Genomic DNA, 19568 nt, shown 5'->3' on the forward strand with positions numbered 1-19568 from the left:
CATCTCAAGGTTATTTAGGTATATAATCCCCGCCTCTGTTCCCCTACATGAAAGAAAAAACGATGACTAGAAAACACATCTACATCGCTTACACCGGTGGCACCATCGGAATGCAAAAATCGGATCACGGCTATGTGCCTGTTGCTGGCTTTATGGAAAAGCAACTAGCAAGCATGCCAGAGTTTCACCGTCCTGAAATGCCGGATTACACTATCCACGAATACGATCCTCTGATTGACTCATCAGATATGACGCCTGCCGACTGGCAGCAGATTGCGGATGATATTCGTGACAACTATGACAAATACGATGGTTTCGTCATCCTACATGGTACTGACACCATGGCATACACAGCATCTGCATTGTCTTTCATGCTTGAAAACCTTGGCAAGCCAGTGATTGTTACGGGTTCACAGATCCCTCTCGCAGAGCTGCGTTCTGACGGTCAAGCAAACCTATTGAATGCTCTGCATATTGCCGCAAACTACCCGATCAACGAAGTTACTTTGTTCTTCAATAATCAGTTGATGCGTGGTAACCGCAGCACAAAATCTCATGCGGACGGTTTTAATGCCTTTACTTCACCAAACCTTCCTCCACTACTGGAAGCCGGGATCAATATTCAAGTAAGCAACAGCGTAACCGTTGGTGCACAACCAGAAGGTGAATTTAAGGTTCACAACATCACACCACAACCAATCGGTGTGATCACCATGTACCCAGGCATTTCACACGAAGTTATCCGAAACACGCTTCGTCAGCCCGTGAATGCGATGATTCTTCTGACTTTTGGTGTGGGCAACGCGCCTCAAAACCCTGAGCTACTGGGCCACCTAAAAGAAGCCTCTGAGCGCGGCGTTATTGTCGTGAACCTAACTCAATGTTTGGCAGGTAAGGTGAATATGGGCGGCTACGCCACGGGTTGTGCACTGGCAGACTCTGGAGTTATCAGCGGCTTTGACATGACGCCAGAAGCGGCACTAGCAAAACTGCATTACCTTCTAAGCCAAAACCTTTCTTACGAAGAAGTGAAAGAGAGAATGCAGCAAGTACTGCGTGGTGAGATGAGCCTGTAAATTCAAGCTTACTACGATCTAAAAAGCCCAATAGAGATTGGGCTTTTTTCTTTTAAAGTCAAAGTGGTAGCGGTAAACGACACCCTGTAAAAATCAAAGGTTCACTTAATCAATGTTTGGATTGACACGAACAATGTCGCTCTCTTCTCCGCTAAATTGTTTTTTAAGTTCTTGCTTCGATTTAAAGCTGATTTCACCGCCGGCTGCAACCGTCATATGCTGCGCATCAGTATTATGTTTTGATTGATACAACATCACAGCTTGCATACACGAATCTCGCTGCTCTTTAGAAAGTGTTGTACCCTCAGGCCATCTTCCCGTTTCTACTGCATAGACTAAGCGATCATAAACTTCTGGAGTCATCGCTTGTAATAGTTGTTCTGCGTCCATAATGTACCTTCTTATTACATTCTGTTTACAGAACATAACGGGTTAAGAAACTGAGTCAAGAATACGAAAATGAATTGGTGTAACGGATCACAAGCAAAGCCATGAAAAGAACACACTGGTTACTTCTCAGCCTCACAAGTCTCGCACTAACGGGCTGTTTCGAAGGTAACGTGACAACCGAAGAGTTGTGCCAAAAAACACCAGAGCTGCGCTGCGAACAGCTCAATATGGATGACGGGCAATGTCGAGTTCCCAGAACAAACTTAGTATGGCATCGGTTTGAGCAACTGAAATATCCATCAGAAGCCAATCAAATTATCGAATACGGTCTGGTCGCTGAATATAGGAAATGCTTAGAACTCGCCTCTCAGATCACACCTATTGATCAAAGTGCTCTCAAGAGACAGCGTTTTAACGCTTTGGTACACAGTATTGATGAGCTAGAACGCATCGTAAACGAGTTAAAAGGCTCAGAAGACCCCGCTACTTTGTATTTTTTGTGGTCTCAAACGGGTGACATCCAAGCTCGTCGCGCATTTTTACAAATGGAAGGCTCACCCAAGTTAAATACTGCTGAGATGCAATATGCATTAGCTACTTTCTATACTAATCGAGATGCCAAGAAAACGTTAATACTGCTGAATAAAGCGTTGTCTTTATCGGATGAAGACAACCTTAATCCGATCATTCTCAAATCAATGGCAAGCATTCATCAAGGGCTTGGAGAAAAAAAGCGCGCGTATCTGTGGGCAATGGTTGCAAAAAGATTCGACGTCCCGCTTGCTGATGAAAAGCAGCTCAAGCGTATGTTTAATTTTAGTCATGCAGAGCAATATCAGCAGCTAGATGAATTAGCTGAATCGGTGGCAAAAGCGATAGAGAGAGGGAACTACTCTCCAGCAATGATACCCAAAGAGATATAAACGAAAAAACTCCCGCAATTGGCGGGAGTTTTTCTTTGGGCAAACTACACTCTATTTTCTACTTACAACAAATCGTATTGAAAGGATAAAACACTATCGAGCACAATTTTGTCGTTATTGTTCTGATTTGTTGAAAATTAACGACACTGAATTAACACAAAAACGCTCACCCGTGGTCTGTGGGCCATCTTCAAAAACGTGCCCTAGATGGCTATCACATGTGGCACAACGAATCTCTGTACGTACCATTCCGTGACTCAGATCTTCTAAATAGCGCACCGCTTGATCATTGATGGGCGCATCAAAACTTGGCCAACCACAGCCAGAGTCATACTTGTTATCAGAGACAAAGAGAGGGGCATTGCAACAGGTACAAGCATAAACACCCGTCTCTTTATTATGCAGTAGTTTACCGCTGAAAGGCGGTTCTGTACCTTGCTCTCGGCAGACACGAAACTCTTCTTCAGAAAGTTGCTCACGCCACTGCTCATCTGACCTCGCCACTTTTTTCCCGTTTTGTTCCACGACTTTCTGCTCCTTCTTTACTGTTTTTGGTATTGACTTTTTTAGCAAAAAACTTGCTTCTCTTAACAGTTGTAGCACATACTTTCTCACCAGGACACCATGCGTAATTAATTTGATAAGAGCACTTATCTCACCAGTTATATTACGCCAACTGGACTACAGAAGAATCAGTTAAAAGTTTAAAAAACGAACATTTGCGAAGAATTGTTAAAAAAAGCGTCGCTTTTTTTTGACTTTAAACAAGTTAAGTCCGATTATCACTTGCAGATGTTTACTGGATTCTGTAATTTTACTACCAGTTATCTTTAATCAGAAATTAAGTTGTGGAGCAACTATAATGACTATCAAAGTAGGTATTAACGGTTTTGGCCGTATCGGTCGTTTCGTATTCCGTGCAGCGCAAGAGCGTGCTGACATCGAAGTTGTAGGTATCAACGACCTTATCGACGTAGATTACATGGCATACATGCTTAAGTACGACTCAACTCACGGCCGTTTCAACGGTACTGTTGAAGTTGAAGGCGGTAACCTAATCGTTAACGGTAAAACTGTACGTGTTACTGCAGAGCGCAACCCAGCGGACCTTAAGTGGGACGAAATCGGTGTTGACGTTGTTGCAGAAGCAACTGGTCTTTTCCTAACTGACGAGACTGCACGTAAGCACATCGAAGCTGGCGCGAAGAAAGTTGTTCTAACTGGTCCTTCAAAAGACGCTACTCCAATGTTCGTAATGGGCGTTAACCACGCGACTTACGCTGGTCAAGACATCGTTTCTAACGCTTCTTGTACTACTAACTGTCTAGCGCCTATCGCTAAAGTTCTTAACGACAAGTTCGGTATCGAATCTGGTCTTATGACTACAGTTCACGCTACTACAGCAACTCAAAAAACTGTAGACGGTCCTTCTGCTAAAGACTGGCGCGGTGGTCGTGGTGCTTCTCAAAACATCATCCCATCTTCAACTGGTGCTGCTAAAGCTGTAGGCGTTGTTCTTCCAGAACTAAACGGCAAACTAACTGGTATGGCTTTCCGCGTACCAACAGCTAACGTTTCTGTAGTTGACCTAACAGTTAACCTAAAAGAAGGCGCATCTTACGAAGCTATCTGTGCAGCAATGAAAGAAGCTTCTGAAGGCGAGCTAAAAGGTGTTCTAGGTTACACTGAAGATGCAGTAGTATCTCAAGACTTCATCGGTGAAGTTCAAACTTCTGTATTCGATGCTAAAGCTGGTATCGCTCTAACTGATAACTTCGTTAAAGTTGTATCTTGGTACGACAACGAAATCGGTTACTCAAACAAAGTTCTAGACCTAATCGCTCACATCTCTAAGTAATTAGATAGTTAGCAATTAGCGAATAACTTCGTTAAAGAAAAGGCGGCTCTAGAGTCGCCTTTTTTGTATCTGGAATTTGAGAGAATACCTCGGCGCTGTTGCATTGTATTTGCGACGGATGTCGAAACCCTATTTTCCCCAATGATAGGAAACAGCACATGGATTTAAAAACTCTCCCAGCTCTAACCGTGTTATCTGATAACGTTACTGTCGTTGAAATTGATCAGGTCAAAGTAGTACGTGTTATTCATGAGAAAGCGACAGCAGGCATCTCCTTACATGGTGGTCACGTTGTTTCGTTCACTCCTGCTGGTCATGAAGATTTGATTTGGATGAGCGAGAAGGCGATTTTCGACGGGAAAAAAGCCCTGCGAGGCGGCATTCCCGTTTGCTGGCCATGGTTTGGGCGTATTGCAGCACCGGCTCATGGTTTCGCACGTACTGCTGAATGGGAGCTGGTTGAACATCGCGAGAACGATAACGGCGTGATTGTTGAACTTGCTCTGTTCCCGACAGAAGAAATCCACGATATTTGGCCACATATGTTTGACGCTCGTTTGGTGGTTGAAGTTGGCGATGAGCTAAAAGTGACACTCAAAGTCATGAACATCGATGACGAAGCTTGGACCTTCTCTGGCGCGTTACATACTTACCTAAACGTTGGAGACATTAAGCAAGCACAAACGACAGGCATGGGTGCCGAGTACATTGATAGCTTGAAAACTGATGCGGTATGCCAAGGTGGTGATGTTCTGCAACTCACAGACACCATTGATCGCGTTTACACGCAACCAGAAGCGAAAATTTTGGTAAAAGATCCGGAACTGAATCGTACATTAAGCGTGGAAAACCATGGTCATAACTCCGCGGTACTTTGGAACCCTTGGGCAGAAGGTGCACAAGGTATGGCTGATATGGCTGACGATGGTTACCAAACCATGCTGTGTGTTGAATCTACTGTTCACGCTCCAAGTATCGAGCAAGGTAAAACGCTCCAGCCAGGTGAGACTCATGAACTTGTCACTGTAATTTCAGTGCAGTAGTTGTAACCAGCTCAAAGGTCGGGGATACCCGGCCTTTTTTGTAATAAAAGCCCCACTTAGATGGTCCTCTCTCAACTAACTTATTGGTTATCAGTCACTTTTGACTATTTCATTAATAAATATCAAAAAATTCGATCATATAAACCGATAGCATGCCGATACAAAACTCATAAATAATAAAAATATCAGGAACTGTTCTATGTTAGAGAGATACCGAAATCAAAGTGTCGGATTCCAGTTAAAGCTGGTTATCACTTTGTGTCTATTCATTGCTTTCAGCAGTATTGCTGTGCTTGTTTACCGTAACGCTTCCGATGTTCTATTGGAAAGCACCCTTAAAGAGCACCAATCTAAAGTAGAGTCGATGGCTAAAACCATTGCTGGCCAATTCGATGCTTATCTGCATACCGCTAAAGTGCTCGAGTCCACTTTTCGTAATGGTTACCTTGCCGGTGTTTATGTCGAAAACTATACCGTTGATTTCATGGGTCATGAAATACCAAACATCACTCAATACAGTGAAAGCTTAATTAACGACACAAAGCTGGTCGATAGCTTCACACGTGATACCGGTGCTATCGCGACTTTATTCGCGCCTTTGGGAGATGACTTTATTCGAGTATCTACCTCACTAAAAGATCCTCAAGGTCAACGAGCAGTGGGAACCACACTAGGTCTCGACCACCCAGGTTATCAGCAACTAAAAGCTGGTCAGCCATATTACGCTCAAATAAAGTTGTACGGCGAACGCTACATTACCTATTACTCTCCAATTAAAGATGCAACAGGAAAAGTTGCAGGGTTATCGTTTATTGGTTTGCCCGTAGATCAAGCAACACAAACGCTATTCGATGCGCTAGAAGAGATTAAATGGGGCGATACTGGCTATACCATCATTGTCGACAACGACGACAACAATCTTGGTAAGTACCTACTCCATCCGACCAAAAGTGCAACCGACCCTTCAATCACAGAAGTTCGTGACTACGAGGGTAATAAGCCTTTCCATAAAATTTTTGAACAAAAGAGCGGATTAATTCTATACCCTTACCAATTCGGCTCAACAGTCGGCGAAAAGTACTTAGTGTTTACCGAAGTACCAGGCTGGAACTGGAAACTACTGGGTGGTACGTTTATCAAAGAAGTGACCAAAGGCAGTGATACACTACTTAAACTTATCGCCATCATTTCTTCGGTAGCGGCAATCATTACTTTTGTTGTACTGACACTTTTCTTGAATCGCAGCTTAAAACCTCTGACCGTTCTAAACTCCTATATGACTCGCTTGGCGGGCGGCGAGGTCAGCTTGAACGTCCCATCGTCTCGTAAGGCATCAAAAAATGAAATTACGAACCTGAATACGGGTGTCGCCAGTATGGCAAGTCAACTCAATGAACTTGTTGGTAAGATCCGTTCCACAAGCGACTTAGTAGAGAGCAACTCCACCAGCGTTGCCAATGATGCCCATAGCAATTTAACCCAAGCTGACCGCCAACAAGAAGAAGTAGAACAAGTGGTAACAGCAATCGAAGAGATGGCCTCTTCTGCTCAATCGGTTGCCCAACAAGTCGAAAGTATTGCGGAAAACGTACGCTCAGCGAATACCGATAGTCAATCTGGTCTCGCGATTGTTGAAGGCGTATGTATCGATGTTGCTCAACTCAACGATCAATTGGATCAATCAGCAGCGGCTATCGAGCAAGTCAATCGCGATAGTGAGAGTATTCAAACCGTCACGAAGATGATTGATGAGATTGCAGAGCAAACCAACCTACTTGCGTTGAATGCAGCCATTGAAGCCGCACGAGCAGGTGAGCAAGGTCGTGGCTTCGCAGTTGTAGCAGATGAAGTGCGTACACTTGCGCACCGTACACAAAGCTCAGTTCAGGATGTAGTTGAAATTATTGAGAAGCTAAAAGGCTCTACTCACAATGCAGTTAATATGATGACCGACAGCCAACGCAGTGCCAATCAGGTCTTAGACAAAGCACAAGACGCAGGTACAGCATTAGAGGCCATCGCAGTACAAGTCCAGTCGATAGCGTCTCAAGCCGACGCCATTGCTGCGACCTCAGAAGAGCAAGCGCAAGTATCCCAAGAAATTGCTGAAAATGCCCATTCTATCAGTGAGCTAAACCGAGAAAGCCGCGACACCAGCGCGAAAACCTCGCAAAGTGCCATTGAGCTGCAACAACAAGCTCGGAACTTGAAAGAGCAAGTCGACTTCTTCCACTAATACTGAATAAGAGCCGATTCCATCGGCTCTTTTTGTTTCACTTGAGACCACGCTTTTTGATAGAATTTGCCGCCCTACTTTCTGTTCGAGATCGTCATGAACTATCAATGCCCTTTATGCCACCAAACTCTAGCGTTAAATGAAAATACGTTTAAGTGCGAAAACAATCATCAGTTTGACTTAGCGAAAGAAGGCTACGTTAACTTGATGCCAGCGCACCACAAACGTTCTAAAGATCCTGGTGACAATAAAGAGATGATGCAAGCTCGTCGTCGATTCCTTGAGGGGAATTACTACAACCCAATGCGCCAAGAGGTTGCGCAGCTGTGTGCGAAATACACAGAGGGAACCGATCATCAATTATTAGATATTGGTTGCGGCGAGGGTTACTACACGGATCAAGTGCAGAAAACGATACAAACGCAAACGGACGATGCGACGATATATGGATTGGACATTTCAAAAGTTGCGATTCGTTATGCGGCGAAGCGCTACACACAGTGTCACTTTAGCGTCGCTTCTAGCCATCGGCTTCCTTTCGCGAATGAATCCTTAGATGCTATTTTGCGCATTTATGCCCCTTGCAAGGCAGAAGAGCTTCAGCGCGTTGTAAAAGAGAACGGTGTGGTCATCACGGTGACACCTGCAAGCCGTCACTTATATCAACTACGTGAACGCATTTATCAAGATGTTCGTCTTCACAGTGAAGAGCCAGAACACATTGAAGGATATGAATTAGAGCATCAACAACATCTTAACTATGTTATGAATTTGAAGAACGGGGCCGCATTCGATTTATTGCAAATGACGCCATTCGCATGGAAAGCAACCGATGCACTTCGTGAAGAGTTGAAGTCCGCTACACTCTATCAGTGTGAGGCTGATTTTATGCTGCGCGTATATCGCAAAAAGTCCACTCAGTAATAATAGTGGCAGTCAATAAACGCAAATAGTTATCATTTATATTGATTCATTGCTCAGCCTCCATTAATATCATCCGGACATTTTTGGAGGCTTTTCAATGCGCTTTTCTATTTTAAGCTTGCTCTTTGCTGGCTTACTTACTGGTTGTTCTTCTGTTCCATCAACCAACTCTCACCCTACCTCTGCGGAAGTCACTACTTTTTACGACTACCAACTTTACACCCCTTCTGGCGAGCACATCGCTCTAAGCAAACTACCAAAAGAGCTGCGACAAGCAGATGTTATTCTTATTGGTGAATGGCACACACATGCCGGCGTTCATCGCTTTCAAACCGATATGCTCAAACAACTTTCATCTTATGATCGCCCACTCGCGTTATCAATGGAACAATTTACCCGCGACAAACAACCTGTTGTTGACGCTTACCTGCGTGGGGAAATCGGTGAACAGTACTTGATGAAACAAGCCAATGCTTGGCCCAATTATGAGAGCGACTATCGCCCTCTCGTTGAGTTTGCTAAGCAGAAAAATCTCCCGGTGATTGCAGCGAATGCACCAAAGGGCATTGTCCGATGTATTGGTCGTCAGGGGATAGACTACGTTAACAAGCTCGATGATGAGCAGCGAACGTTTATTGCAGAATCCATCAACACGGCCAGTAGTCCATACAAAGAGAAGTTTATGGCATCCATGCATCATGGGAAGCCAGAACAAACCGAGAAACAGTTTGCAGCTCAAGTAACTTGGGATGAAACCATGGCAGAGTCTATTGTTAACTACCTAAACGCCAAACCAGGTGCTCAGGTTGTTCATGTCGCGGGTAAGTTTCATACCGAGCAAGGGTTAGGTACGGCTACATCCATCTTAAGCCGCAATCCGAGCTTAAAAGTGGTTGTAATTAGCCCAACAGATAATGTGCTTGCCGATAATACTGACTATCAGTTAGAGGTTCTTGCACCACCAGTACGGTATGTACAAGATGCTCACCGCATGGCGGCATATCAACACCTCACTAAGCGCAATAGCGACCTTCAATGTAAGTAGCTGGTCTTCAATTTAAGTTACTACCTTGTCGTTGCGTTGCATCATCACAGTGCTCCGAGTTCATAGAGTGACAACGGTCTGCTTCCTGCTGGTCTATTTTTTGCTAATGATCACGAATAGAAACCAGAAGCGGCAAAAGCAGACCTGTTTTTATCCAAATAGCTTCAGAAATAGACTTTGCCGCCGATAGTAATATAACTGCTTTTTACCCGCACTCAGTGACCGAGTGTCGATGTTCCAAGGAGTATTCGATGAATCCAGTAGGAAGCACTTCTGTTAATAGCTATGCCAAACAATCTGTCGCCTCTAAGCAAACAAGTATTGCACAAGAGGAAGGCAACGCTTCGCCGCTAAAAGTCGAACACAATAAGGTGACACTGTCTACGGAGGGCAAAGCACTCCTCGCCGCTCTGCAGCAAATCGAACACGACAGTAAGAGAGTAGAAGCAGAAGATAAATCTGTTGGTGAAAAAGTGGAGTCCTTTACACATGGCGCACTTGGCATGGATCACCCTGACAAAATCGAGGAAGAAGAAGACGGCTCATACTCTGCGGGTCAATACCTTTCTGCGGCCCTCACTGTCGGTGGCATCATATTAGCGTTGGTCTAATAATCGTTACGACAATAAATCCTATTTGAATAAATCACTAACTGCAGCCCATAATTTGATACGTCAAAGAACGATATGTCGTAAACGTAGGTTATATACTCCTCAATTCGACCGCTCTTATGACCTTAGAACGCATACTCGTTTATTGCTCCCTAAACTAGGTTTCTTGTGAAGGCACTGAATGGATAACTTTAGTCCATGCTTTCAACTCCTAAGCGTAATCCAAGCCCACGTTTGTGGGCTTTCTTCTTTCTAAATTCACAAACGTTAGAGGTTGATTCACTTTTTCTACAAACCCAAGCAAAGACGACAATTTAGTTAAACTTTTATTACCGACACAAAATCGTCATAAATCATTGTTTTAATGCCAGCGCTTTCAATAAACAAGGAAAATATAATGAAGCGCTTAGTATCTCCAATCGTTACCGCAGTGGCAGCATCAACCCTCTCTTTTAATGCACTCTCGGCCGAAATCAAAAACGTTATTTTGATGATCGGCGATGGCATGGGGCCTCAACAAGTTGGTCTACTAGAGACCTACGCCAAACACGCACCTAACTCGATTTACAAAGGCGAAACTACCGCTTTGTATAAACTCGCTCAAGAAGGTGTGATTGGATCATCACTGACTAATCCAGAAGACGCGATTGTCGTCGACTCTGCGTGCTCCGCAACGATGCTAGCAACAGGAATACCTACCGCTTCTGAAGTCATTGGCATTGATAGCCAAGGCAACCACGTTGAAACCATTTTGGAAAAAGCCAAAAGCAAAGGTAAGGCTACGGGTCTCGTCTCTGATACACGTATGACTCATGCAACGCCAGCCGCATTTGCCGCTCATCAACCACACCGTTCTCTAGAAAACAGTATTGCGGCGGACATGCTAGAAACTGGCGTTGACGTGATGATGTCTGGCGGACTTCGTCATTGGATTCCAAAGTCGACAAACGACAAGGGAGAGACATACGAGCAACTTGAAAAGCTCACTGAAGGTAATGTCTACCTAAAGTCGAAACGTAAAGATGAGCGCAACTTGCTTACTGAGGCGCAAGACCAAGGTTACAACCTGGCTTTCAGCCGCGATATGCTCACACAAGCTAAAGGTGACAAATTACTTGGACTTTTTGCTTACTCTGGCATGAACGATGGTATTGCCTACAGTCAAAGCAAAAACGATCCAAAACGTACGCAGCCATCACTGGAAGAAATGACCACCAAAGCAATCGACATTCTTTCAAAAGACAAAGACGGCTTTTTCTTAATGGTTGAAGGCGGTCAAATTGACTGGGCTGGCCACAGTAACGATGCGGGTACGATGCTGCATGAAATGATCAAGTTCGACGAAGCGGTAGACTCGGTTTATGAGTGGGCAAAAGGCCGTGATGACACACTGATCATTGTTACCGCTGACCACGAGACCGGTTCTTTCGGCTTTAGTTACTCATCAGCAAACTTGCCTAAACCGCAAAAACGCGACGGCGAAGCATTCAAAAATCAAGATTACGCGCCAAACTTCAACTTTGGTCAGTTCGAAATCCTCGATGGTTTATACAACCAGAAGAAAAGCTACTACGGTATGATCAGCGAATTCCAAGCGCTTGATAAGAAAGCTCAAACACCAGAGAAGTTTGCAGAAATTGTGAATGCAAATAGCGCTTTTTCGATTACGCCTGAGCAAGCAGAACGCGTATTAGCAAGTAAACCAAATCCATACCGACTCGCTGGACACAAATACTTAAGCGAAGAGAACGTTCCTACAATCAATGACTTTGATGCGTTCTTTCCTTACAACGACCGTGGCAACTTGCTAGCGCGTGAGCATGCAACAAAGCAAAACACAGTATGGGGAACGGGTACTCATACGCATACCCCAGTCAACGTATTTGCTTGGGGACCGGCAGAAACTATCCTTCCAGTATCAAAAATCATGCACCACTCTCAGTTAGGTGAGTACTTAAAGCAACAAATCAAATAATCGGCTTGCACTTACTTCACGACTCGTGAAGTTCAAACGCTCTCGTAAGGGAGCGTTTTTTTATGCATGAAAATAGTTGACGTTTTAAACAAAAAACCTCAATAATTATAGGTCTTTGATTATATGAATGAAGAAAATGTGCGAAATATTTGCTAAACAGCCCCAAGACAACTATCAGTTCATCACCCGCTCTATCCGTATTGATGGTCACGCCACAAGTGTAAAACTTGAAGCAAGCTTTTGGACGATTCTTGAGGAAATTGCTAACGCTCAAAACATGACTGTTCCTAAGTTTATTAGTACGGTCTATCAAGAAGCGCTCGAATACAATGGTGAAGTAAACAACTTTGCCTCCCTACTCCGCTGCGCCTGTCTCACTTACGCTCGCCAGCCTAAAGAGACGATTCGTCAAGCACTGACACAACTAAACACTTAATAACAACCAACCACTGACCAACCTACCAATAACCCTCATAGGCTATGCAACAGAGTTGTAAGCCATTGAGCATGTTCTAATTTGTCGTACTAGAGTACTACCCAGACTCCTTTTGAACTCGCTAACCTATGCGGACTATCAAGGAGTACCCATGACAAAAATGATTCACACCATGATCCGAGTCTGCGATCTGGACCGTTCTCTACAATTTTACCGCGACGTACTTGAGCTAGAAATCAAAGACCAATACATCTTTGATGGTTTTTCTCTGACCTATCTAGCCAACGAAGAAACTGGCTTTGAATTAGAGCTAACACACAATCACGATCAAACTGAGCCTTACACTCACGGCTCAGGCTACGGTCACCTTGCTGTCAGCGTAGAGGACATCGAACAAACTCACAAACGCATTAAATCTCTCGGTATTGAAGCGGGTGACATCAAAGCTTTTGATCACCAACAAAAGCATTTGGCAACGTTCTTTTTTGTGACTGATCCTGATGGTTACAAAATTGAGTTCTTACAACGCCAAGGGCGTTACCTATAACAAAAAGAGTAAACATCATGATTCACTTGACTGCTACCTTTCACGCACAACCGGGAAAAGAACAAGAACTGAAAGCAGTGCTCACCCGAGTACTTGAACCCACTCGCAATGAGGAAGGTTGTGTTCGTTATCAGTTATTCCAAGATAAAGACAATGCGTGCCACTTCGTTTTTCAAGAGCAATTTAAAGACCAACAAGCGTTCGATCTTCATGGTAAAACAGAACACTTTTCTCTTTTGATTAGCCAAATCGACAACTTGTTAGAATGCGAACCGAAATTGGCGTTCTTTAACGAACTGTAAAAACACCGCTTAATGCAAATAAAAAGGCACTCTTTACTAGAGTGCCTTTTCGTACTGTTGTGGCTGTGATTACGCGTCTTGCTTCTCTACCATGTGCAAATGCACATCTTGTTGTGGGAAAGGAATCGAAATGCCTTCTCGGTCAAAGCGCAGTTTCACTTCTTTTGTCACATCCCAATACACGTCCCAATAATCATCAGTTTTTACCCAAGGACGAACAATAAAGTCTACAGATGATGTGTTTAACGTATGCACTTTGATCATCGGCTCTGGTGTACGAAGTACTGCAGGGTGAGAAGTAATGATATCAGACAGCACTGACTCGGCTTTCAGCAAGTCATCCGCATAGCCAATGCCAAACACCATATCCACACGGCGAATGCGCTCGTGTGTGACGTTCTTAATCACATCTCCCCAAATTTTACTGTTAGGTACAATAATAATTTGGTTATCAAACGTACGGATTGTGGTGTTCACCAAACTCATATGGCTTACCTTACCATCCACACCACCAGCATACACAAAGTCACCAACATCAAATGGGCGATAAATAAGCAACATCATACCCGCCGCGAAATTGGACAAGGTGTCTTGTAAGGCGAAGCCGATAATCACACCAGCAATACCAAAACCGGTTAGGATCGGTGCTAGGTTCAATCCGAGCTGAGATAGGCCCACCATGATACCAATCACCCACACGAACTTGCCGGACATTGAGATAAAGAAATCCTGCATCAAGTGTGAGAGTTTTAAGTTTTTCGATGAAACCGCCTTGCTGACCACTTTGCGCGTTAACTTCGCGAGCCCACGAGCGATCAATAAAATCAGCGCAAATACAAACAACTGGAAAATGTGCTGCGGCGCATTTTCGGCAAACCAGTCTAGCGCAGAGTTGGACCAATGGCTCAGTATTGACCACACTACTTTGGTATTCAGCAAGTCATGGGTGATATTCCCTGTCACTTCGAAAATTTGGCGTTTGTATTCGGACGTTTCTAAACCGACTTTATCGCCAATCGAAATTAAATTGCGTAGGCTTTCCGTCGCAATATTCAGTCTTTGTTTAGTAATAAGCTGACTAAGCTGCAGTGACGCTTTTTCCGATTCAGGGCTTGACGAAAGTTGAGAGCCGATGATTTCACTTTGCTGGCTCAAGTACTCAATTGAGGCAGACAGCAAACGCATACGTTTATCAACTTTATCCTTTAGTTCCGCTTCTGCGCGCTCATTTTGAGCCCCTAACTCTTTCAGCCAAGCAAGGTTTTGCCAACTTGAATCGAAGCTGACATCGAGGTAATGCTGTAACTCTCGGTAATCATTAACAAGAGCAAGTTTCTCTTCATCCTTGGCTTTATTTAAATCTTCAACGACTTTCTTTATTTTTTCCGACAGATAGTTTGTGGCGTCCTCAGAGTATTTTTCCTGCTTTTTAACCAAGGAGATCAATTTGTCGCGAGGGATAGTTTCACGTTCAATCGCTGATGCTAACTGACTTCTTAACTCTTCATTTTTTTGGAACAGCTGCAGTTGAAGCGCGTCGCGCTCATCACCACTCGCTTGCGAGAGACCTTGGGATAAATCCACAATTTCTCGATTCAAGTTATCAATAGAAGTTTCGGCAGCAGAGGGTTCTGGCGTATCCTGAATATCTTTCGCATTGATGACCATCGGCGCCATCATACCGAGGATGAGCGCGAATAATGCCACCCAAGATGTCAGGCGTATTTTCTGGGGGAAATGAAACGTCATGTTTACCTCTTAGGGAACAGTTCTGATCAAAACGACCAAGAATAGAAGTGTAAAGCCTTGAAATTATATACCTAAGTTTACAACACTAAATAATAAACTGAGCAGCATTTCGTTAGTTGGGCGTCAAAGTTGAGAAACCCAATAACAAACAAGCCTTTCATTATTAGATGAAAGGCTTGTGTACATTTAACTACTGGCGATTGGGGTGATTCAGAAATCGCAAGAATTAATTTTTGTTTTTATGAATCATGAGAGAGGCCAGTAATACCAATGGATTCACAACTTTCTCTACAAGAAGGTCTTTCTCTAACCAAAACCTGAGAAAATCACCCAAAAATTCTCAACTATCCCGTCAACCCGATCTAAGCAAGTCTCGAAATTTTATTGCTAGTCAGCGCTCTACTATACGAGAAAGTACTCGGCCTAATAGCTACTCCTTTGTATCATACAGCCATAACCCCACATAACAAATTTTTGGACATAACTTTGTCAGTGACTTTGCTAAATTAGTAAATCAGTAATAACTACAGGTATGGAAAATTGCGAAGCTCGGTGTCCAGTATTGATGGTGCAGATCATAACTCCTACAGGTATTCCTCATGACTAATAAGCCATCTTTAACGCTTTGACGGTCAACTGTAAGGGAAATGTGGAGTTGTTCAAACCATGTACAACGGATGTTCGGCTAAATTTTAATCTGCCCTACAATTGTTAGTATCAACATAGACAAAAGGTTTATATGTGATGCGCTGGCCCCTTATCCTCATATTTCTATCTGCAACCAATGCCTTTACAAAGACACTTCCTGAGTCTTTAGTCCCCATTTTCGAAGACGTGGCTTCGAAGGAAAATTCATCGCTTGCCTCGATCTCATTTCATACTGGCGACTACAACTATGACGGTATCGAAGATGTACTGGCGCTTTACACTCTAGAAACCATTGGCGGTAATGCCTATTCGCAATATACAGCGTTAATGGTTGGTGAAGTTACAGGGGGCTACCGTGTCTATTTTACCGAGGTCGGTGACAAAACTACTCGTACAGTGACTTACAAATACTTTAAAGATGGAGTCTTTCATTTTGACACAAACTACATAAAAGATGATGACCCATTTTGCTGTCCATCTGGTGTTGGTGTTCTATTCATGACTTTTGTACCAAACGAACTAGCATTGCATGATACTGACCACGCAGCTAGGATGACTCAACTTCTCTATCTTCATAGTAGGATTGAAGTAGAGAAAAACACTCTGCTAACCAATAAAACTTCATATTCTCGAATGATGTGTCACGTTGCAAATTTCATCCCCTACAATGCACTATTCACCCAATTTAAATTTCAAAGCAATGTGAACTTTCCGTTCAATTCCCCTCCAACACCTGCCAATTTATACGGATACTTTGCGTCTTCTAACTATCCTGAACAACTAAAGTTCGTGGATGATGTAATTGACGCCATAGAGCAAACTCCTAATCTCATTGGAGGAAGAGGGTGTTCCGCTCACCTATTAGACGTACTTAACAAAACATTCTGATCACAGAATAGAAACTCGTATGCTATTTGGTACTAACAAACTATCCTATGATCGAAGCGATCCGAGATTGAGAAATAGTCCCCATATAGGCCAATATAGTTCTTTGGTGTTTAGTCTAAAATGTCGGTTCATCAAGCATGATTAATGACCGTTAGTAGGAGATCCATATGCTATTTGAAAACAATCCATTGCTCTCTGACTATAGAAAAAAATTTAAGACTCGGCACCGATTCAGAGTCTTGATCTACGTTTTGATAGCTTTGTGTGGCATAGGTTGGGCAACCAATTGGTATTACAGTGAGAGCGTCGTCAATGCGCTGCTCACAGTTTTTTCCATAATCTATTTGCTAACCAGTTTCCCAACACGAAAGTCATTGTTAAAGCAAGACGCGGAAAACCCCAAGTATAAAGTATTCGCCAAGATACTCATTACAGAGTGTGAGCACGACGTTATACGCAAGCATAATCTTGAAGAAGAAAATTTGAAGGAACTAGAAGAATATCTATCAAAACTTAGTGAAGATCAAAAGAAAGATTTATAAGCACACAACCAGAAATGCATCTGACCGTATAAATAAAGCGTTCTTTTTAACGCAAATTCCCCAATTCTAATTCACTAGGAACTGCATAGATTAGAAAAAGTAGTTTAAATACCTTTCCGTAACCAGAACAATTAGCAGTGAATTAGACAACGACTACTAAGTTCCTATTATATTTAATTGCTTAATTGCCCTACTATCATCATGTTCTTCAATAGCTATCAGTGCCAAGACTTCCGCATGATTGAAAGTGAAGTCGTCCGTTGAAAAATACAAAACAGGCCCTCGGCATGGGGTAAGAACAAAACCATCTACACATGCTTCTAGAACGGCAATGGAAGACCAAGTGAAACGCTTTGCCTTATACTCATTGGTGAAGATGATAGCTTGATTTGAAATAGTAACTCGCCCCACACCATCTGCTATTATGTCTTGTTGCCTATAAAAGCGGCCAACACCAACGTGATAGCTTAGCCCTTTGGCTAATTTGAGCCTATAACGAAGCGCATGTGCGGCAATCACTCCCGTTGATTTATATTTGTGTGCCATAAATGGTGCGCTGGCGAAAATTACTTCTCCCTTTTTAGAGCGTAGATTCGACTTGATTGGCTCAATACCATAATCTAGGTAAACCGACATCTGAGAGGCTATCTTGTGAAGTCGATTTTCATTTTCTTGCTCTTCGTTTCTTCGCCCTCTTTTTTGGTCAAAGAAGTTGGCAATAGCGAACAAACAACCCAACAATATGATAAGTAAAAGGTACTCCATTACGCCACGGACTAATAAGTTCAGGTTTCATTTGAGTATAGTTAGCTATGGCATGTCGAAGCGAAATATAGTTTAAAAAATATTGGATGTATTTAACTTTACAATTTCCTAAGTAGTCGCTGATGAAGCAACAATAGCTTCTAGGTCTGTTAATCTAATTTTTGGGTAGTGAGAGCAGATCTTGTAAGATCTTCCTAACTAGACACCATGCGGATGAGAAAAAGTAGGTCAATAACCTACCTGAGCATGTTACAGGTAAATACACTAGCTCGGAATGGGGCAAAACTGTTTCAACCAGCACTGGATGAAACGAAGATGGACAGAACCAAGTTAGAGTTAGAACTCTAATGACGTCTTTTGTCATAAGTAAAACTATCTCACGCGAGCGGTATTTACCCATCCACCTTGTTAGCGTATACCTTGAACTGGCAAATTCAGTTTTACCCATACAGACTCAGAAACTACTATCTCCAATGAGAAAGACTATGATGGAGCTGAAATGAAAATTAGTGATTTGGCTAAAGCAGCAGGCGTCAATGTTGAAACCATTCGCTATTACGAGCGCCGAGGGTTTATCAACCAACCGTTGAAACCTGAGCAAGGATATCGGGACTATCCCAATACAACCCTTGAGCGAGTTCAATTTATCAAACGTGCTCAGGAGCTTGGCTTTACACTGGAGGAAATTGCTAACCTGCTGCTATTGGGAGAAGGGAACTGTCTGTCGGTACAAGAAATAGCTGAACATAAACTGGTCAATGTCAGGGCTAAGATAGCGGATCTGTGCCGTCTTGAAAGCGTACTTGATAACCTAGTAACACAATGTAAGTGCAATCCCTCTGAGTCATCTTGCCCCATCGTTAAAACACTTCTACCAAAAGATACAAAATAAATTTGACTCCGTATGTAGGTACGGAGATTAGACTTACTTTATAGATAGAGAAAATATGGAGTAAGTCATGGAAAATAAGGCAAGTAACCTTCCCCTCATCGGGGGCGTGGTAGCCTCTATCGGCGCAGGTTTATGCTGCGCAGGCCCCTTGGTATTGCTATTGCTCGGCATCAGTGGCTCCTGGGTCGGAAACCTAACTTTATTTGAACCTTATCGCCCCTTCTTTATTCTGGCTGTCGTTAGCTTATTTGGCTGGGCAGGCTGGAAGCTCTATCGTCCTCAAACAGAATGCCAGCCAGGGGAAGCTTGTGCTGTACCCCAGGTGCAAAAGCGCCGAAAAGTGATGTTTTGGCTGGCAGCACTAGTGGCGCTGATTTTAGTGACCAGTAATTACTGGGTTTTATGGGTCGTTTAATAGAAAAGGAAAAGGTGATTAAAATGAAAAAGCTGTTACTTACGACAGGACTGCTCCTGACTACTTTCGGTGTCATTGCTAAACCACAGACTATCACCCTGGAAGTGCCAACCATGAATTGCCCTGTTTGCCCCATTACAGTGACTAAGTCACTGGAGAAGGTGAATGGCGTCACTGATGTTGAGGTGAAGTTCGAGGAACGGCTGGCAAAAGTCACCTTTGACGATGAGATGACCAATACAAAAGCCTTAATCGACGCCACGACTAATGCAGGTTATCCCTCGCTCGTGAAAGAGTAGATTG

General features: G+C 43.3%; 20 protein-coding genes. 16 read left to right on the forward strand and 4 right to left on the reverse strand.

The window, feature by feature from the left end; genetic code table 11:
* Window positions 1-62 precede the first annotated feature (62 nt).
* On the forward strand, window positions 63-1076 hold the full coding sequence (gene ansA, locus NL643_RS11600) for an asparaginase (protein ID WP_046874512.1): 1014 nt from the start codon (window positions 63-65) through the stop codon (window positions 1074-1076).
* Between the two features lie 105 nt (window positions 1077-1181).
* Here ansA and NL643_RS11605 read toward each other — a convergent pair whose 3' ends face one another.
* Entirely contained in the window at window positions 1182-1466 is a 285-nt protein-coding gene (locus tag NL643_RS11605; RefSeq protein ID WP_005380700.1) for a YeaC family protein, read from the reverse strand.
* Window positions 1467-1567: 101 nt separating this feature from the next.
* Here NL643_RS11605 and NL643_RS11610 point away from each other — a divergent pair, with 101 nt between their 5' ends.
* Window positions 1568-2389, forward strand: coding sequence for a DUF2989 domain-containing protein (locus NL643_RS11610; protein ID WP_005396509.1), 822 nt, complete (start codon window positions 1568-1570; stop codon window positions 2387-2389).
* 114 nt (window positions 2390-2503) lie between these two features.
* Here the strand turns inward: NL643_RS11610 and msrB are convergent, their stop codons facing one another.
* On the reverse strand, window positions 2504-2914 hold the full coding sequence (gene msrB, locus NL643_RS11615; protein ID WP_253644433.1) for a peptide-methionine (R)-S-oxide reductase MsrB: 411 nt from the start codon (window positions 2912-2914) through the stop codon (window positions 2504-2506).
* 337 nt (window positions 2915-3251) lie between these two features.
* On the opposite strand from msrB, the gene gap reads away from it, so the two are divergent.
* The 10 genes from gap to NL643_RS11665 all read left to right on the forward strand — a co-directional run bounded on the left by gap (window position 3252) and on the right by NL643_RS11665 (window position 13366).
* The gene (gene gap / locus NL643_RS11620; protein WP_012841556.1) at window positions 3252-4247 is read left to right on the forward strand and encodes a type I glyceraldehyde-3-phosphate dehydrogenase; all 996 of its coding nucleotides are present in this window, start codon (window positions 3252-3254) and stop codon (window positions 4245-4247) included.
* Between the two features lie 158 nt (window positions 4248-4405).
* A complete protein-coding gene (locus NL643_RS11625; RefSeq protein WP_253644434.1) occupies window positions 4406-5290 on the forward strand; it encodes a D-hexose-6-phosphate mutarotase in 885 nt (294 codons plus the stop codon).
* Window positions 5291-5489: 199 nt separating this feature from the next.
* Window positions 5490-7526, forward strand: coding sequence for a methyl-accepting chemotaxis protein (locus NL643_RS11630; protein ID WP_253644435.1), 2037 nt, complete (start codon window positions 5490-5492; stop codon window positions 7524-7526).
* A gap of 96 nt (window positions 7527-7622) precedes the next feature.
* Window positions 7623-8450, forward strand: a complete 828-nt coding sequence (gene rlmA / locus NL643_RS11635; protein ID WP_253644436.1) for a 23S rRNA (guanine(745)-N(1))-methyltransferase — start codon at window positions 7623-7625, stop codon at window positions 8448-8450.
* Between the two features lie 97 nt (window positions 8451-8547).
* Window positions 8548-9495 (forward strand): ChaN family lipoprotein, encoded by a 948-nt coding sequence (locus NL643_RS11640; protein WP_199804079.1) that lies wholly within the window; start codon window positions 8548-8550, stop codon window positions 9493-9495.
* Between the two features lie 251 nt (window positions 9496-9746).
* Window positions 9747-10106 (forward strand): hypothetical protein, encoded by a 360-nt coding sequence (locus NL643_RS11645; protein ID WP_047010122.1) that lies wholly within the window; start codon window positions 9747-9749, stop codon window positions 10104-10106.
* A gap of 397 nt (window positions 10107-10503) precedes the next feature.
* Window positions 10504-12081, forward strand: a complete 1578-nt coding sequence (locus tag NL643_RS11650; RefSeq protein ID WP_167426352.1) for an alkaline phosphatase — start codon at window positions 10504-10506, stop codon at window positions 12079-12081.
* 136 nt (window positions 12082-12217) lie between these two features.
* Complete coding sequence (locus tag NL643_RS11655; RefSeq protein ID WP_031780613.1) at window positions 12218-12517, forward strand: ribbon-helix-helix domain-containing protein; 300 nt, start codon at window positions 12218-12220, stop codon at window positions 12515-12517.
* Window positions 12518-12668: 151 nt separating this feature from the next.
* Window positions 12669-13064, forward strand: a complete 396-nt coding sequence (locus tag NL643_RS11660; protein ID WP_054868006.1) for a VOC family protein — start codon at window positions 12669-12671, stop codon at window positions 13062-13064.
* A 17-nt stretch (window positions 13065-13081) separates the two neighbouring features.
* Entirely contained in the window at window positions 13082-13366 is a 285-nt protein-coding gene (locus tag NL643_RS11665) for a putative quinol monooxygenase (RefSeq protein ID WP_053808794.1), read from the forward strand.
* A gap of 69 nt (window positions 13367-13435) precedes the next feature.
* On the opposite strand, the gene NL643_RS11670 is transcribed toward NL643_RS11665, so the two are convergent.
* Complete coding sequence (locus NL643_RS11670; protein ID WP_053808793.1) at window positions 13436-15115, reverse strand: mechanosensitive ion channel family protein; 1680 nt, start codon at window positions 15113-15115, stop codon at window positions 13436-13438.
* A gap of 741 nt (window positions 15116-15856) precedes the next feature.
* Here NL643_RS11670 and NL643_RS11675 point away from each other — a divergent pair.
* Window positions 15857-16651 carry a hypothetical protein gene (locus NL643_RS11675; protein WP_253644437.1) on the forward strand — a complete coding sequence of 265 codons (795 nt, stop codon included), beginning with the start codon at window positions 15857-15859 and terminating at the stop codon, window positions 16649-16651.
* Window positions 16652-17349: 698 nt separating this feature from the next.
* Here NL643_RS11675 and NL643_RS11680 read toward each other — a convergent pair.
* Entirely contained in the window at window positions 17350-17958 is a 609-nt protein-coding gene (locus tag NL643_RS11680) for a hypothetical protein (RefSeq protein WP_253644438.1), read from the reverse strand.
* Between the two features lie 499 nt (window positions 17959-18457).
* On the opposite strand from NL643_RS11680, the gene merR reads away from it, so the two are divergent.
* The 3 genes from merR to merP all read left to right on the forward strand — a co-directional run bounded on the left by merR (window position 18458) and on the right by merP (window position 19564).
* Window positions 18458-18850, forward strand: a complete 393-nt coding sequence (gene merR / locus NL643_RS11685) for an Hg(II)-responsive transcriptional regulator (RefSeq protein ID WP_029788661.1) — start codon at window positions 18458-18460, stop codon at window positions 18848-18850.
* Between the two features lie 67 nt (window positions 18851-18917).
* Window positions 18918-19265: a mercuric transporter MerT family protein gene (locus tag NL643_RS11690; RefSeq protein WP_029788660.1), complete on the forward strand. Its 348-nt coding sequence runs from the start codon at window positions 18918-18920 to the stop codon at window positions 19263-19265.
* A gap of 23 nt (window positions 19266-19288) precedes the next feature.
* Window positions 19289-19564, forward strand: coding sequence for a mercury resistance system periplasmic binding protein MerP (gene merP, locus NL643_RS11695; protein WP_029788659.1), 276 nt, complete (start codon window positions 19289-19291; stop codon window positions 19562-19564).
* Window positions 19565-19568: the final 4 nt, after the last annotated feature.

This window comes from Vibrio sp. Y42_MX_L11 (assembly GCF_024181785.1).
Classification (GTDB): domain Bacteria; phylum Pseudomonadota; class Gammaproteobacteria; order Enterobacterales; family Vibrionaceae; genus Vibrio; species Vibrio diabolicus.

What these genes read in the sequence shown, in the direction of transcription:
- NL643_RS11660 (WP_054868006.1), top strand. Translation starts at nt 12,669, where the DNA reads ATGACAAAAATGATTCACACCATGATCCGAGTCTGCGATCTGGACCGT.
- NL643_RS11650 (WP_167426352.1), top strand. Translation starts at nt 10,504, where the DNA reads ATGAAGCGCTTAGTATCTCCAATCGTTACCGCAGTGGCAGCATCAACC.
- NL643_RS11670 (WP_053808793.1), bottom strand. Translation starts at nt 15,115, where the DNA reads ATGACGTTTCATTTCCCCCAGAAAATACGCCTGACATCTTGGGTGGCA.
- NL643_RS11680 (WP_253644438.1), bottom strand. Translation starts at nt 17,958, where the DNA reads ATGGAGTACCTTTTACTTATCATATTGTTGGGTTGTTTGTTCGCTATT.
- NL643_RS11610 (WP_005396509.1), top strand. Translation starts at nt 1,568, where the DNA reads ATGAAAAGAACACACTGGTTACTTCTCAGCCTCACAAGTCTCGCACTA.
- merP (WP_029788659.1), top strand. Translation starts at nt 19,289, where the DNA reads ATGAAAAAGCTGTTACTTACGACAGGACTGCTCCTGACTACTTTCGGT.
- NL643_RS11690 (WP_029788660.1), top strand. Translation starts at nt 18,918, where the DNA reads ATGGAAAATAAGGCAAGTAACCTTCCCCTCATCGGGGGCGTGGTAGCC.
- NL643_RS11655 (WP_031780613.1), top strand. Translation starts at nt 12,218, where the DNA reads ATGTGCGAAATATTTGCTAAACAGCCCCAAGACAACTATCAGTTCATC.
- rlmA (WP_253644436.1), top strand. Translation starts at nt 7,623, where the DNA reads ATGAACTATCAATGCCCTTTATGCCACCAAACTCTAGCGTTAAATGAA.
- NL643_RS11640 (WP_199804079.1), top strand. Translation starts at nt 8,548, where the DNA reads ATGCGCTTTTCTATTTTAAGCTTGCTCTTTGCTGGCTTACTTACTGGT.
- NL643_RS11630 (WP_253644435.1), top strand. Translation starts at nt 5,490, where the DNA reads ATGTTAGAGAGATACCGAAATCAAAGTGTCGGATTCCAGTTAAAGCTG.
- NL643_RS11605 (WP_005380700.1), bottom strand. Translation starts at nt 1,466, where the DNA reads ATGGACGCAGAACAACTATTACAAGCGATGACTCCAGAAGTTTATGAT.
- NL643_RS11625 (WP_253644434.1), top strand. Translation starts at nt 4,406, where the DNA reads ATGGATTTAAAAACTCTCCCAGCTCTAACCGTGTTATCTGATAACGTT.
- ansA (WP_046874512.1), top strand. Translation starts at nt 63, where the DNA reads ATGACTAGAAAACACATCTACATCGCTTACACCGGTGGCACCATCGGA.
- merR (WP_029788661.1), top strand. Translation starts at nt 18,458, where the DNA reads ATGAAAATTAGTGATTTGGCTAAAGCAGCAGGCGTCAATGTTGAAACC.
- gap (WP_012841556.1), top strand. Translation starts at nt 3,252, where the DNA reads ATGACTATCAAAGTAGGTATTAACGGTTTTGGCCGTATCGGTCGTTTC.
- NL643_RS11645 (WP_047010122.1), top strand. Translation starts at nt 9,747, where the DNA reads ATGAATCCAGTAGGAAGCACTTCTGTTAATAGCTATGCCAAACAATCT.
- NL643_RS11665 (WP_053808794.1), top strand. Translation starts at nt 13,082, where the DNA reads ATGATTCACTTGACTGCTACCTTTCACGCACAACCGGGAAAAGAACAA.